At 61.7% G+C, this 12,052-nt stretch carries 15 protein-coding genes and 3 tRNA genes; 6 read left to right on the forward strand and 12 right to left on the reverse strand.

Annotated elements, in window-relative coordinates:
- On the reverse strand, nt 1-203 hold a 203-nt coding region (locus LB554_RS26905), incomplete at its 3' end, for a GTP-binding protein (RefSeq protein ID WP_263486042.1).
- Nucleotides 204-496: 293 nt separating this feature from the next.
- On the opposite strand from LB554_RS26905, the gene LB554_RS26910 reads away from it, so the two are divergent.
- Nucleotides 497-1,384, forward strand: coding sequence for a DMT family transporter (locus tag LB554_RS26910; RefSeq protein ID WP_023773054.1), 888 nt, complete (start codon nt 497-499; stop codon nt 1,382-1,384).
- Between the two features lie 109 nt (nt 1,385-1,493).
- On the opposite strand, the gene LB554_RS26915 is transcribed toward LB554_RS26910, so the two are convergent.
- Complete coding sequence (locus LB554_RS26915; protein WP_015318000.1) at nt 1,494-1,751, reverse strand: GlsB/YeaQ/YmgE family stress response membrane protein; 258 nt, start codon at nt 1,749-1,751, stop codon at nt 1,494-1,496.
- Between the two features lie 132 nt (nt 1,752-1,883).
- Between LB554_RS26915 and LB554_RS26920 the strand changes: the two genes are divergently transcribed.
- Nucleotides 1,884-2,348 (forward strand): YidB family protein, encoded by a 465-nt coding sequence (locus LB554_RS26920; RefSeq protein WP_015318001.1) that lies wholly within the window; start codon nt 1,884-1,886, stop codon nt 2,346-2,348.
- A 78-nt stretch (nt 2,349-2,426) separates the two neighbouring features.
- On the opposite strand, the gene LB554_RS26925 is transcribed toward LB554_RS26920, so the two are convergent.
- Nucleotides 2,427-2,500: transfer RNA gene (locus LB554_RS26925), tRNA-Gly, on the reverse strand.
- Between the two features lie 89 nt (nt 2,501-2,589).
- A tRNA-Tyr gene (locus tag LB554_RS26930) sits at nt 2,590-2,674 on the reverse strand.
- A 200-nt stretch (nt 2,675-2,874) separates the two neighbouring features.
- On the opposite strand from LB554_RS26930, the gene LB554_RS26935 reads away from it, so the two are divergent.
- Entirely contained in the window at nt 2,875-3,723 is an 849-nt protein-coding gene (locus LB554_RS26935; RefSeq protein WP_224587852.1) for a TrmH family RNA methyltransferase, read from the forward strand.
- A 120-nt stretch (nt 3,724-3,843) separates the two neighbouring features.
- Here the strand turns inward: LB554_RS26935 and LB554_RS26940 are convergent, their stop codons facing one another.
- The 3 genes from LB554_RS26940 to gcl form a co-directional block, all read right to left on the reverse strand.
- Nucleotides 3,844-4,755, reverse strand: a complete 912-nt coding sequence (locus LB554_RS26940) for a 2-hydroxy-3-oxopropionate reductase (RefSeq protein ID WP_140616907.1) — start codon at nt 4,753-4,755, stop codon at nt 3,844-3,846.
- A gap of 89 nt (nt 4,756-4,844) precedes the next feature.
- Entirely contained in the window at nt 4,845-5,642 is a 798-nt protein-coding gene (gene otnI / locus LB554_RS26945) for a 2-oxo-tetronate isomerase (RefSeq protein ID WP_015318004.1), read from the reverse strand.
- 171 nt (nt 5,643-5,813) lie between these two features.
- The gene (gcl, locus tag LB554_RS26950; protein WP_224587854.1) at nt 5,814-7,595 is read right to left on the reverse strand and encodes a glyoxylate carboligase; all 1,782 of its coding nucleotides are present in this window, start codon (nt 7,593-7,595) and stop codon (nt 5,814-5,816) included.
- A gap of 208 nt (nt 7,596-7,803) precedes the next feature.
- On the opposite strand from gcl, the gene bhcR reads away from it, so the two are divergent.
- Nucleotides 7,804-8,625 carry an HTH-type transcriptional regulator BhcR gene (gene bhcR / locus LB554_RS26955; RefSeq protein ID WP_224531065.1) on the forward strand — a complete coding sequence of 274 codons (822 nt, stop codon included), beginning with the start codon at nt 7,804-7,806 and terminating at the stop codon, nt 8,623-8,625.
- A gap of 101 nt (nt 8,626-8,726) precedes the next feature.
- Nucleotides 8,727-9,149, forward strand: coding sequence for a hypothetical protein (locus tag LB554_RS26960; RefSeq protein WP_140720542.1), 423 nt, complete (start codon nt 8,727-8,729; stop codon nt 9,147-9,149).
- A 67-nt stretch (nt 9,150-9,216) separates the two neighbouring features.
- Here LB554_RS26960 and LB554_RS26965 read toward each other — a convergent pair whose 3' ends face one another.
- From LB554_RS26965 to LB554_RS26975, 3 genes are all read right to left on the reverse strand, one after another.
- Nucleotides 9,217-9,522, reverse strand: a complete 306-nt coding sequence (locus LB554_RS26965; protein ID WP_041163844.1) for a BA14K family protein — start codon at nt 9,520-9,522, stop codon at nt 9,217-9,219.
- 293 nt (nt 9,523-9,815) lie between these two features.
- Nucleotides 9,816-10,040, reverse strand: a complete 225-nt coding sequence (locus LB554_RS26970; RefSeq protein ID WP_015318009.1) for a hypothetical protein — start codon at nt 10,038-10,040, stop codon at nt 9,816-9,818.
- Between the two features lie 187 nt (nt 10,041-10,227).
- Nucleotides 10,228-10,395 (reverse strand): hypothetical protein, encoded by a 168-nt coding sequence (locus LB554_RS26975; RefSeq protein WP_224587855.1) that lies wholly within the window; start codon nt 10,393-10,395, stop codon nt 10,228-10,230.
- A 156-nt stretch (nt 10,396-10,551) separates the two neighbouring features.
- On the opposite strand from LB554_RS26975, the gene LB554_RS26980 reads away from it, so the two are divergent.
- Nucleotides 10,552-10,627, forward strand: a tRNA-Thr gene (locus LB554_RS26980).
- Between the two features lie 105 nt (nt 10,628-10,732).
- On the opposite strand, the gene LB554_RS26985 is transcribed toward LB554_RS26980, so the two are convergent.
- Together LB554_RS26985 and LB554_RS26990 are read right to left on the reverse strand one after the other, a co-directional pair.
- A complete protein-coding gene (locus LB554_RS26985) occupies nt 10,733-11,302 on the reverse strand; it encodes a DUF2569 family protein (protein ID WP_140792561.1) in 570 nt (189 codons plus the stop codon).
- 127 nt (nt 11,303-11,429) lie between these two features.
- Nucleotides 11,430-12,044, reverse strand: a complete 615-nt coding sequence (locus LB554_RS26990) for a TetR/AcrR family transcriptional regulator (RefSeq protein WP_224587856.1) — start codon at nt 12,042-12,044, stop codon at nt 11,430-11,432.
- Between the last annotated feature and the right edge of the window lie 8 nt (nt 12,045-12,052).

Below are 12,052 nucleotides of genomic sequence, written 5' to 3' on the forward strand. Positions count from 1 at the left end.
GCGGTCTCGTATTCGACGTGAGCCGTCGAGATCGTGATGCCGCGCGCCTTCTCTTCAGGCGCCGCATCGATCTGGTCATAGCGCTTGTATTCGCCAAAATACTTGGTGATCGCCGCCGTCAGCGACGTCTTGCCATGGTCGACGTGACCAATCGTGCCGATGTTCACATGAGGCTTGGTGCGCTCGAATTTACCTTTTGCCATAGTCTCTTTCCTTGGACGGCCTGGACCTTCAGTTCAGTCGAATGCGGGGCGATTAGCGATAAAGGCCAAAAAACACAAGCGTCTTTTGCCCGGGCGCCATCTCACTCGGCCAGAACCCATGATCCGATTGCGGGGATGTGGCGCTGATATGGGGATCCGTCGTTGAAAATGGAATGGGCGAAAACCGAGGGAGCAAAGCGAGGATTGCTCGGGTCTCCACGTCAGTCGCTGTCGGATTTATCGGCGGTTCATGGCCCATTGCGGCAGCGATCCGCGTCTGATCTCCTGCGCCGATGCATTTCATCCCGACTGCCGTTCGCGGCCCGCTGTTCATGATCGTCTCCACCGGGTCGTATCTGGTCAACGACACGATGATGAAGCTCGCCACGTCGGGGTTGCCCTCCTACGAAGTGCTCTTCCTGCGTGGTGCCGCGGCAACGCTGTGGGGCCTTCCGCTGTTGTTTGCGCTCGGCTACGGCAAGCAGATCCCGCTGATCTTCGACAGGCGGGTGCTGCGCAGGAACCTCCTCGAACTGGCGGCGATCCTCTGTTACGTCGTCGCGCTCGCCAACATGCAGATCGCCGATTCCACCGCGTTGGGGCAGATCACGCCGCTGCTGATGCTGGTCGGCTCCTCGATCCTGTTTGGCGAGCGTATCGGCGGCCAACGCATGGCGCTGATCGGGCTGGGCTTCATCGGCGCGCTGATGGTGGCGCAGCCGACCATGCAAGGCATTTCGGTCTATGCCTTGCTGGCGCTCGGCAACGCGACGTTCGCCGCCGCGCGCGATCTGGCCGGCCGCAAGATCGCCGCCGAAGTGCCAGGAATGATCGTGGCGATCTCGGCGGTCGTCGTGGTCCTGATCGGCGCAGGCGCCGCGCACCTGGTTTCCGAGCGCTGGGTGGCGCCGGAGGCGCACCACCTGATGCTGATGGCGGGAGCCGGTTTCTTCCTGATCTTCGGCCACTTCTTCATCTTCATGGCCTATCGCGTCGGGCCGACCGGCGCGGTGGCGCCGTTCTATTACTGCTTCACGGTCTGGGCCGTCATTTCGGGCCTGCTGGTGTTCGGGCAATTCCCCAATGCACTGGCGGTCTGCGGCATCCTGCTGGTTGTCGCCAGTGGGCTGACCATCGTGTCGCTGGACCAGCGCAAGCGTCGGCTGGCCGTGGTTGCCTGATCCGCGGCTACGCACCGGCATAATAGTTTCCGATACCGTGAGCGCGGTCAGCACCGACGGCGGATCATCGCAATTCAGAATTCGGCAGCTGATAATCTGCCGATTGCGTCTAGATGGTCCGCTTGCCAGCGAACTGATGATAGGCCCACAACACCACGACGGCACCCACGACGGCGACGATCAGGCTATAGATGTTGAGGCCGGTCACACCCGAAGCACCGAAGGCGCTGAAGATCAGCCCGCCGACTATGGCGCCGACAATGCCGAGCACGATATCCATGATCATGCCCTGACCGGTCTTGTTGACGATCTTACTGCCAATGAACCCGGCAATGACGCCGAGAATGATCCAGCTGATGATACCCATTTTTTTCCTCTCCATTCCTCCGCCAACCGGACATTTTCATATGATTGTCAAAAGCTCAAGCCAGCTTGAAATTCCCCCCGAATGCGCCATTGTTGAAGATGGGCCGGGCTTGGTTGAAATGGAGGATCCACTATGGGACTTTTTGACAACGCCGTTCCCGGCGGCAATATCACCAAACCGCTGATGATCGCGCTCGGTGCGCTGCTGGTTGGGAAGATGCTGAGCGGCAGAAGCGCCGAACAGCCGGACCAGGCTCAGGCGCCGGCGCCCGCCGATCCCACGCCTGTCGGAACCGCGTCCGGTGACGGTGGGCTGCTCGGCGGACTGGGCGGGCTGCTCGACAAGCTCAAGAACGCCGGCCATGGCAATGTCGCCGACTCCTGGGTCGGCACCGGGCAGAACCAGTCAATCGGGGCCAATGAGTTGGGCAACGCGATCGGACCGCAGGTCATTCGCGAGATCGCCCAAAGGACGGGGCTCGACGAGCAGGAGCTGCTCAAGCAGCTATCGGCCGCCTTGCCCGGCATCGTCGACAAGCTGACCCCGAACGGCCAGGTACCGCAACAGCACCAGGTCGCCTCCGCCTTCAACAGCTGACGCGGCGCCCACCAATGCCTGAAGCGCTGCGCGCCTGCCGCGCAGTGTTTCGGCTTGCCGGTTGTTTCGCTGAAAATCTGGAGCGGGTAGCGGGAATCGAACCCGCATATTCAGCTTGGAAGGCTGCTGCTCTACCACTGAGCTATACCCGCGCCTTGCACTGAAGTATCGGATTTCCCGGGAAAGCGCCATGCGCTTTTCGCCTCCGATGCTTTCACGTTTCAGGGCTTCCGGCCGGCAGTGGTGGAGAGGGTTGGATTCGAACCAACGTAGGCTAAGCCAACGGATTTACAGTCCGTCCCCTTTAACCACTCGGGCACCTCTCCAGTCTGCCGCCGGAGCCATGCAACGAGGCATTCTTGCCGATCCGGACCCGAGATAGATGTCTTCTCCGAAACCAGCGAAGCGCCTTATGGCGGCAAGCCCATTGGGTGTCAACCGCGCGGCCACGGTTTTTCGATGTTGTTCGCCGGCTGCGGCGACAGGGCATATCCTTGGCCGGAGGACACGGCTATAGAAGCCGGCCATGAGCAACAATTCCAACACCCCCAAAGACACCCATTACGCCAAGCTGCGCCGCGCCTTCCGCGACGAGAAGAGCGGCGGCGCGCCGGCGTTCAAGCCACGGCAACCAGTGCCACCAGGCGAAAACGCAGCCGACGGGCTGGTGCGGCTCTATGGCCTGCATACGGTGCGCGCGGCACTCGACAATCCGCGCCGCCGGATCAAGAAAATGCTGGTGACGCGCAATGCGGCCGAACGGCTCGAGATCACCGATCTCGCCGCCCTGCCCTTCAAGGCTGAACTGGTCGAACCCAGGGACATCGACAAGATTACCGGATCGGACGCTGTGCACCAGGGGGTGCTGATCGAGGCCGAGCCGCTGAAGCCCAAGCGCCTCGACGCACTTGGCGACACAAGGTTGGTGCTGGTGCTCGACCAGGTCACCGACCCGCACAATGTCGGCGCCGTCCTGCGTTCGGCGGTCGCTTTCGGCGCTGGCGCGCTGATCACCACGGCGCGCCACAGCCCGCAGGAATCAGGCGTGCTGGCGAAATCCGCCTCCGGTGCGCTTGAGCATATCGACCAGGTCGAGGTGAAGAACCTCGCCGATGCGCTCGGCCAGTTGCACGAAGTGGGCTTCCAGACCATCGGGCTCGATTCGGACGGGCCGGCTGAGCTTGAAACCAGCTTTGCCGGCGACAGGATCGCTTTGGTGCTCGGCGCCGAGGGCAAGGGCCTGCGGCAGAAGACGCGCGAGACGGTGACGACGCTGGCCAGGCTCGACATGCCCGGCGCCATCCGCTCGCTCAATGTGTCGAACGCGGCGGCGGTGAGCCTTTATGCGGCGCGGGCATTTCTGAAGCGCGGCTGACTGGAAGCGGCAAGCCTCCCGCCAGAAATCAAAACGGGTCCCGGCGATGCTTGCCGGAACCCGTTGCTGGGTTAAGACGGAAGTTGACGGCCTGGGAACGTTACGCCGCCCTCTTCCGACCTATGCCGCTTTGATTTCCCTTGCCTCCTTGCCGATTTCGAAATTCGCCATCCGCTCCAGCGCCCTCACCAGCGCGGAATGATCTTCCTTCGCGCCGCCATTGGCGGCGCAGGAATTGAACAGTTGCTGGGCGGTCGAGGTGTTGGGCAGCGACACACCAAGCGCCTTCGCACCCTCCAGCGCCAGGTTGAGATCCTTCTGGTGCAGTTCGATGCGAAAGCCCGGCGCGAAGGTGCGCTTGACCATGCGCTCGCCATGTACTTCGAGAATGCGCGAGGCGGCCAGCCCGCCCATCAGCGCCTGCCTGACCTTGGCTGGGTCGGCCCCAGCTTTTGAGGCAAAAACAAGCGCTTCGGCGACCGCTTCAATGGTCAGCGCGACGACGATCTGGTTGGCGACCTTGGTGGTCTGGCCGACACCATTGGGTCCGACCAAAGTGATGTTCTTGCCCATTTTCTCGAACACGGGTTTTGCGCGCTCGAAGGCCGGTTCCTCACCACCGACCATGATGGTAAGCGAAGCCGCCCTGGCACCGACCTCGCCGCCGGAAACCGGCGCGTCGAGATAGTCGCAACCGAGATCGTTGATCCTTTTCGCGAAGTCCTTTGTCTCGATCGGCGAGATCGAACTCATGTCGATCACCAGCTTGCCCTTGGCCAGGCCGGACGCGACTCCGTTGTCGCCGAACAGCACATCGGCCACCTGCGGTGTGTCGGGAACCATCAGGATGATGATCTCGGCGGCCCTCGCGACGGCGGCATGGCCGGCGACCGACTTCAGACCCTTGGCGACGAGATCGGCCGGCGGTTTTGAGCGGTGGTCGCTGGCGATGACGCTGTAGCCGGCCGCCAGCAGATGCCCCGCCATCGGCGCGCCCATGATGCCCAGCCCGATGAAGCCGATGGTTTCCATTGCTTCTCTCCGTTTTTTGTCAGATCGCGTTCCTTCACGCCCAGAGGGGGCGCAACAGAACGCGACCTGAATTGCAAGATTCTTGACAGCTAAGCGGCAGCACTTCCCTGCCCGGTCAGTTCCCTGAACCACCCCAGACCGGCCTCCGTCCCTGCCTTCGGCTTGTACTCCGCGCCAATCCAGCCGGCATAACCAATCCGGTCGATATGCTCGTAGAGGAAGGGGTAGTTGATCTCGCCCGTCCCCGGCTCGTGACGGCCGGGATTGTCCGCAAGCTGGATATGCGCGATGCGGTCGAGGTTTGCCTCGATCTTGCGGGCGAGATCCCCCTCCATGATCTGCATGTGGTAGATGTCATATTGCAGGAACAGGTTCTTCGAGCCGACGCGGTCGATCAGCGCCAGCGCCTGGTCGGAATAGTTGAGGAAGAAGCCCGGGATATCGCGGGTGTTGATCGGCTCGATCAGCAGCTTGATGCCGGCTTGGTCGAGTTTCTCCGCCGCGAAAGCCAGGTTCTCGGCAAAGACATCCTCCAGCACCTTGCGGTCGACGTTGGCTGGCGCGATGCCGGCCAGGCAGTTGACCTGCCCGCAGCCAAGTGCCTGCGCGTAGGCGATCGCCCTGGCAATGCCCTGGCGGAATTCCGGCACGCGGTCCGGCAGCACGGCGATGCCACGCTCGCCCTTGGCCCAGTCGCCCGCCGGCAGGTTGAACAGCACCTGCGTCAGGCCGTTCTTCTTCAGTCGGGCGGCGACCACCTCGGGCGCATGATCGTAAGGGCCGATATATTCGACCCCCTTGAAGCCGGCGCGGGCGGCGGCATCGAAACGGTCGAGGAAATCATGCTCGCCAAAGAGCATCGACAGATTGGCTGAAAAACGCGGCATTCTTTTTCTCCTTTTCTTGCCTGGAACCAAAGCCGTGTTGAGATTCAGGTCAGGCCGAGTCGAAAATGGTGGTTTCCGAGAACCGGAGCGGAGCGTACTTTTCGTACGTGAGCACCGGAAGCGCAGGAAGCCGCCGTTTGCAGGCCGGCCTCACCTGAATCTCAGCATGGCTTAGTCCAGCATCACGATCGCGGTGGGCGCGTCTTCCTGATGTTCGGCAAGGTCTTCGAATTCGGTGATCTTGTCGATCTCGGTCCCCATCGAGATGTTGGTGACCCGTTCGAGAATGAATTCGAGCACGACCGGAACCTGGTGTTCCTTCAGCAACCGCTGCGCTTGCTTGAAGGCGCCGGCGAATTCCTCCGGCTTGCGCACCCTGACCGCCTTGCAGCCCATTGCCTCGGCGACGGCGACATGGTCGACGCCATAGCCCGCCTCCGGATCGTCGGCCCGGTTGATGTTCTCGAAAGCAAGGCTGACCTCATAGTCCATCGAAAAGCCGCGCTGCGCCTGGCGGATGAGGCCGAGATAGGCATTGTTCACGACCACGTGGATATAGGGCAGCTTGTGCTGCGCGCCGACCGCCAGTTCCTCGATCATGAACTGGAAGTCGTAGTCGCCCGACAGCGCCACGATGGTGCGCTCGGGATCGGCGGCGCGCACGCCGAGTGCGGCCGGCAAGGTCCAACCAAGCGGGCCGGCCTGGCCGCAATTGATCCAGTTGCGCGGCTTGTAGACATGCAGGAACTGCGCGCCGGCGATTTGCGACAGGCCGATGGTGGTGACATAGGTGACGTCACGGCCGAACGCCTTGTTCATCTCCTCGTAGACACGCTGCGGCTTCAGCGGCACCTGTTCGAAGTGGGTTTTGCGCTTCATCGTCTTCTTGCGGCCCTGGCATTCCCTGGCCCAGCCCGCCCAATCGCGCAGCCTGCCCGCCGTCTTCCACTCGGTGGCGGCGTCGAGCAGCATCTTCAGTGCAGCGCCGGCATCCGAAACGACGCCGAGATCGGGGGCGAAGACACGGCCGATCTGTGTGGGCTCGATGTCGACATGGATGAATTTCTTGCCCTTGGTGTAGACGTCCACCGAACCGGTGTGACGGTTGGCCCAGCGGTTGCCGATGCCGAAGACGAAATCGGCTTCCAGCATGGTGACGTTGCCGTAGCGGTGCGAGGTCTGCAGCCCGCACATGCCGGCCATCAGCCGGTGGTCGTCAGGAATCGCGCCCCAGCCCATCAGCGTCGGAATGACCGGAACGCCCGTGATCTCGGCAAACTCGATCAACAGGTCGGACGCGTCGGCATTGATGATGCCGCCGCCGGCAACGATCAGCGGCTTCTCGGCCGCGTTGAGCATCGCCAGCGCCTTTTCGGCCTGGGCGCGCGTCATCGCCGGCTTGAATGGCGTCAGCGGCTCATAGGCATCGATGTCGAACTCGATCTCGGCCAGTTGGACGTCGACCGGCAAGTCGATCAGCACCGGACCCGGCCGCGACGAGCGCATCAAATGGAACGCTTTTTGCAGCGCCATCGGCACCAGATAGGGCTCCATCACCGTGACCGCCCATTTGGCGACGGGCGCAGCGATCGCGGCGATGTCGACAGCCTGGAAATCCTCCTTGTTCAGCCGCGCGCGCGGCGCCTGGCCGGTGATGCACAGGATCGGAATGGAATCGGCCGCGGCCGAATAGAGCCCGGTTATCATATCGGTGCCGGCCGGCCCCGACGTGCCGATGCAGAGGCCGATATTGCCCGCCTTGGCTCGGGTATAGCCTTCGGCCATATGCGAGGCGCCCTCGACGTGGCGGGCAAGGACATGGCGGATCGTGCCCCTCGCCTTCAATGCCGAGTACAGCGGATTGATCGCCGCACCCGGCACGCCGAAGGCACAGGACATGCCTTCCTTTTCGAGAACGAGAACAGCGGCATCGACAGCGCGCATCCTGGCCATTTCCAGCCTCCACGAGATGATTGTTGGATGGCTAAGGATGTCATCGGGCGGGCGCTTTTTCAATTTTTTCAGAATATTTTTTCATTTCTAATAAACGGCTCTTACCAACTGATTTTGTTTCCTTTTCTCTTTTCCAGGATTTGCACCGAGAATTTCACGAAAAACTTTTTCATTGCATCTTGGGAGAAACGGGCGAGAATGCCAGCCCATGGAAACGAGCGAAAAACGTCAGCGTGGCCGCCCGCGCGCCTTCAATGGTCCGGCCGAAGCTGCCTCGGTGCAGTCGCTCGACCGGGCCTTGCGTATCCTGGCCATTGTCGCCGAAGGCAGCGGCCTGTCGCTGAGCGAGATATCGGCGCAGAGCGGGCTTGCCGCCTCCACCGCCTACCGCATGCTGACGACACTCGAAAACCACGGCATGGTCGAGTTCGATACATCGGACCAGCTCTGGTCGATCGGCGTCGAGACCTACCGCATGGGCGCGGCGTTCCTGCGCCGCCGCAAGCTGGTCGACCGCGCCCGCATCGTCATGCAGGAACTGATGGAGAAGACCGGCGAGACCGCCAATCTCGGCGTCGCGGAAGACGATTGCGTAGTCTTCGTCAACCAGGTCGAGACGCACCAGGCGATCCGCGCCTTCTTCCGGCCGGGTACGCGCAGCCCTTTCCATGCCTCCGGAATCGGCAAGGCGGTGCTGGCACATCTCGAACCGGAGCGCGTCGGAACCATCCTGCGCAAGGCGGGCCTGCAGCGCTATACGGACAAGACCCTTTCCGACATCTCCGCCCTCGCGCACGATCTGGCCGTCGTCAAGCATCGCGGCTGGTCGGTCGACGACGAGGAGCGCCATCCCGGCATGCGATGCGTGGCCGCCGCCATCTTCAACGAGTATGGCGAGCCGATCGGCGGCGTTTCCGTGTCCGGGCCGACGGTGCGGGTCACGCCCGAGCGGCTGGCCGAGATCGGCCCGCTGGTGCGCGACGCGGCGGCCGAAGTGACGAAAATGATCGGCGGCTCGAAGGCAGGCTGATCAAGGGATAGACTAAACGCGCCGAAAATCGCTGCATGCCGCCGGCTGCATGGGATTTGACCGTCTTGCCGTCGCGTTCGAATGCATGCGAAAGGGCGCGCATGAGGAAAGTGGTTCAGCTTCTGCTTGCCGTTTCGCTGTGCGGATGCGTGGCGGCGGCACCACGACCCGATACCGGCGACCAGCGGGTCAATCCCATCCCGATCTCGCTCGCGCTGGAGGAGATCATCACGGCCGGTATCCGCCAGCGGCTGCCGGATTCGGCCTCCGCCAGGTTCGGAACCATGCTCGCAGGCGAGCGAAAGCTTGATGGCCGCGAGGAGATCGTGGTTTGCGGCACCGTCAATGCCAAAACCTCATCCGGCGTCGGCGACAAGCCATTCATCGCCAAGGTCTACCCGGACGCCGCAAGCCGCTTCGAACTGGTCGCGATGGGCGACGAGACCGAGGTTGCCCGGCTTCAGATTGGCGGCATCTGCCGCGCGGCCGGTCTGCCGATCCTCGACCCGAAGATGCACCTCTAGAAAGACGGTCTTCAAACGACGAAGAGGGGCTGCCTCGCAACCCCTCTTTCCAGTCGCCCGCCGCCACTCAGAGCCGGCAGTAATGGCTGTAGCCGTCACGGCCGATATAGGTGTCGGAGTCCGGATCGTAGCTGGAGTAGCGATCGAAGCAGCGGCGGACGTGCCAGGAACCGCCATCTTCATCGACATAGACGGTGCGCGGCTGCTGCTGGGCAAGCAGGCTGCCGAGAACGAAACCGCCGACGCCGGCGGCGATGCCGATGCCGAGGCCGTGGTGATGCGAGTGGGCAGCAGAGGGCTGGACGGTGCCGACCAAAGCGGTGGCGGCGACGGTGGTGGCGATGAGGCCGGAAACGAGTGTGCGCTTGAACATGATGATCTCCTTGCTTCGTTTGGAGAGGCGAGCCATCCGCCTCTTGATGATCTGTCGTTGCGGCAAGGAAAAAGGTTCGACGGGGTTTTGATTTTTTTCGAAGAGCAGGAATTCGCTGGCTGAAAAGGCGTGGCGACCCTCGCCGACGTTGATCATCCATTCCGGCACTTCAGGCACCTTGCGCCGATCGGTCATCGTCCGTGACGGCGACTGGAAGCGCCGCGTTCGATGAGAAAAGGGCGGCCGAAGCCGCCCTTTGCTGGATTGGTTTCAATCAAGCCGCCAGGCTGCGCTCAGTAGAGGATGATGTGGCGGTGGTGGTGATGACGATGATGGTGATGGCCATAGACCCACCAGTAATCCGGATAGTCCGGGTAATCCTGGTAGTACAGGTAGTCGTCGAAATGACGATGATGATGATGCATGCCGTGAGCCGACGAAGACTGAACGGTGCCGGCGAGCGCGCCGGTTGCAACGACGATGGCGACGATGCTGGAAACGAAACTGCGCTTGAACATGATGATCTCCTGGATCTCTGATCGAGGCGACCATTCGCCTCTGAGGATCAGTCGGCGCGCCGCGGCGAAAGGTTCGACAGATCTGGAGATTTTTTTGGCGCACTGTTGGCGAAACTGAGTAGGCAGCACCGGCTCGCGCCATGACCGGCAGCAATTGCTCACTACTCACTACTCACCACTCCCCCACTCAGCCCATGCCGGTGACATGCCGAAGCCAGAAGGCGAGCGCGATAAAACCGATGATGGTGGTGACGCCTGTCCAGTCGACATTGGCCTTCTTCACATCGCTGAAGAGCTTCACCAGCAGCATCCACGCCACGACGACGATAGGGAGAATGATGACAAGCCTGATCATGCGACACTCCGTTCAGCGCATTGCACTTACCCTGATGTAGGAAGCGCGTTCGCGGATTTCAGCATGCGGGCACGTGGGCATCCTCCACCACGGCTGATGCCCAAAAACGGAGTTTTGTCTTTACTGGCGCAACAAATATGCTAACCGGAGCGCCGTGCCCTTGTAGCTCAGCTGGTAGAGCAGCGGTTTTGTAAACCGAAGGTCGGCGGTTCGATTCCGTCCGGGGGCACCACCCTACGCTCTTCGAGCTCCGGGTGGCAGGCCACCCCAACCCCGTAGAGACGCAGGAGTGTCCTCCGAAAACCCCCTTGAAGGGCGATTACGTCGCCACCCCCCTTTACGAAGCGCTCGCGATTTGGGCCGACACGTTCGTCCTGGTGAACGTATTCCTCACCCTCACAGACTTATAGACATAAGCGGCCCAGATGCCGGTCACCACAAACGAAGCCATGGGTGCCGCCAGCGCGTCGCCTGCGAGCACCTTGTTTACCGGAACGCCCAGGATTGACGAAATCCAGATCGTATCCAGGATAAACACAACAGGAATCGCAAACCATTGGCAGAGAAACAATTGCGGGAATCGACGGCTTCGCCGCAGCATTGAAACCAGCACCACCAGCTGAAGCGCCAGAAATGCCAGATTGAGGGCAACCTCGCCATACACAGCCAGAGAGCCGTTTGGGAGGGTCATGAGTTGCTGGTAGCCGTCGGCGGAATTGCCGAAATCGGCGAGCGTGCGCAGCGGTGACAATGTCTGACCGATAGCCAGCAGCATCAGCCAGCCACCGAAGCCCACAAGTGACTCAGGATTCTGCGACGGCTTCGCGGCTGACCGGACAGCAAAGAAAACAGGCACGCCGATCAGCAGCAGCACGATCGCCCAATGCCAGATGGAAAACGTCCCCATTTACCCTTCCCCCTTTTTATACCCCTATAAGTTGTAGCAGATTTCAAACTCAACTCAAGAGCCAATCATCGCGTAAGACGCCGTCCGATGCCGAAGCGACAACTTCTCCTGCCTGCTCCTGACGCCCTCACACTCCGATCGCCGCCACCAATATCCGGTTCTGCCGCCGTATCGCGGCCCTCAACTCCGGTATCCTGGCTTCATCCCGCTTCACGAATTCGATGAACATCATGTTCATGTTGTTGAAGATCAATTCGCCGAGTGCCGTGCCGTCGATATCCTGCCGCACCAGACCGATCTCCTGAAGACGGGCGATCAGCGCGCGGATCTGTTCGGTGAGCGAGCGGTCGAGGCCAGTATAAGCTTGGCCGAACGGGCTGTCGGGCAGTTGCGTCGAGATCGCCATCGCCTGCCGCCACATCTCCTTGCTGAGATAGTGCAGCGAGTGCTCGATATAGATGCCGATCAGCGTGTCCAGGGCGTCGCCGACATTGGCGGGCGGCCGGGAGACCACGCCGCGCCCGGCATTGAGCACCTCGTCGACTTCCATCGAGACGATGGCGCCGAGAATATCGCCTTTGTTCTGGTAGTAATTGTAGATGGTGCCGATCGAGACTTCGGCCTGCGCGGCGATCGTCTCGATCTTGGCGCCCTCATACCCGGTCTCGCGAAAAAGCGCCGCCGCCGCCTCGATGATACGCCGGTGGCGATCCGCCTTTTGCCTTGCCCGCAATCCGCTCATATCAGCCT

Source organism: Mesorhizobium sp. CO1-1-11 (assembly GCF_020164995.1).
GTDB lineage: Bacteria > Pseudomonadota > Alphaproteobacteria > Rhizobiales > Rhizobiaceae > Mesorhizobium > Mesorhizobium australicum.

Excerpts from the sequence above, each read along its gene's own strand:
- LB554_RS26910 (WP_023773054.1), top strand. The coding sequence starts at position 497 with ATGCATTTCATCCCGACTGCCGTTCGCGGCCCGCTGTTCATGATCGTC.
- LB554_RS26915 (WP_015318000.1), bottom strand. The coding sequence starts at position 1,751 with ATGGGTATCATCAGCTGGATCATTCTCGGCGTCATTGCCGGGTTCATT.
- LB554_RS26920 (WP_015318001.1), top strand. The coding sequence starts at position 1,884 with ATGGGACTTTTTGACAACGCCGTTCCCGGCGGCAATATCACCAAACCG.
- LB554_RS26935 (WP_224587852.1), top strand. The coding sequence starts at position 2,875 with ATGAGCAACAATTCCAACACCCCCAAAGACACCCATTACGCCAAGCTG.
- LB554_RS26940 (WP_140616907.1), bottom strand. The coding sequence starts at position 4,755 with ATGGAAACCATCGGCTTCATCGGGCTGGGCATCATGGGCGCGCCGATG.
- otnI (WP_015318004.1), bottom strand. The coding sequence starts at position 5,642 with ATGCCGCGTTTTTCAGCCAATCTGTCGATGCTCTTTGGCGAGCATGAT.
- gcl (WP_224587854.1), bottom strand. The coding sequence starts at position 7,595 with ATGGCCAGGATGCGCGCTGTCGATGCCGCTGTTCTCGTTCTCGAAAAG.
- bhcR (WP_224531065.1), top strand. The coding sequence starts at position 7,804 with ATGGAAACGAGCGAAAAACGTCAGCGTGGCCGCCCGCGCGCCTTCAAT.
- LB554_RS26960 (WP_140720542.1), top strand. The coding sequence starts at position 8,727 with ATGAGGAAAGTGGTTCAGCTTCTGCTTGCCGTTTCGCTGTGCGGATGC.
- LB554_RS26965 (WP_041163844.1), bottom strand. The coding sequence starts at position 9,522 with ATGTTCAAGCGCACACTCGTTTCCGGCCTCATCGCCACCACCGTCGCC.
- LB554_RS26970 (WP_015318009.1), bottom strand. The coding sequence starts at position 10,040 with ATGTTCAAGCGCAGTTTCGTTTCCAGCATCGTCGCCATCGTCGTTGCA.
- LB554_RS26975 (WP_224587855.1), bottom strand. The coding sequence starts at position 10,395 with ATGATCAGGCTTGTCATCATTCTCCCTATCGTCGTCGTGGCGTGGATG.
- LB554_RS26985 (WP_140792561.1), bottom strand. The coding sequence starts at position 11,302 with ATGGGGACGTTTTCCATCTGGCATTGGGCGATCGTGCTGCTGCTGATC.
- LB554_RS26990 (WP_224587856.1), bottom strand. The coding sequence starts at position 12,044 with ATGAGCGGATTGCGGGCAAGGCAAAAGGCGGATCGCCACCGGCGTATC.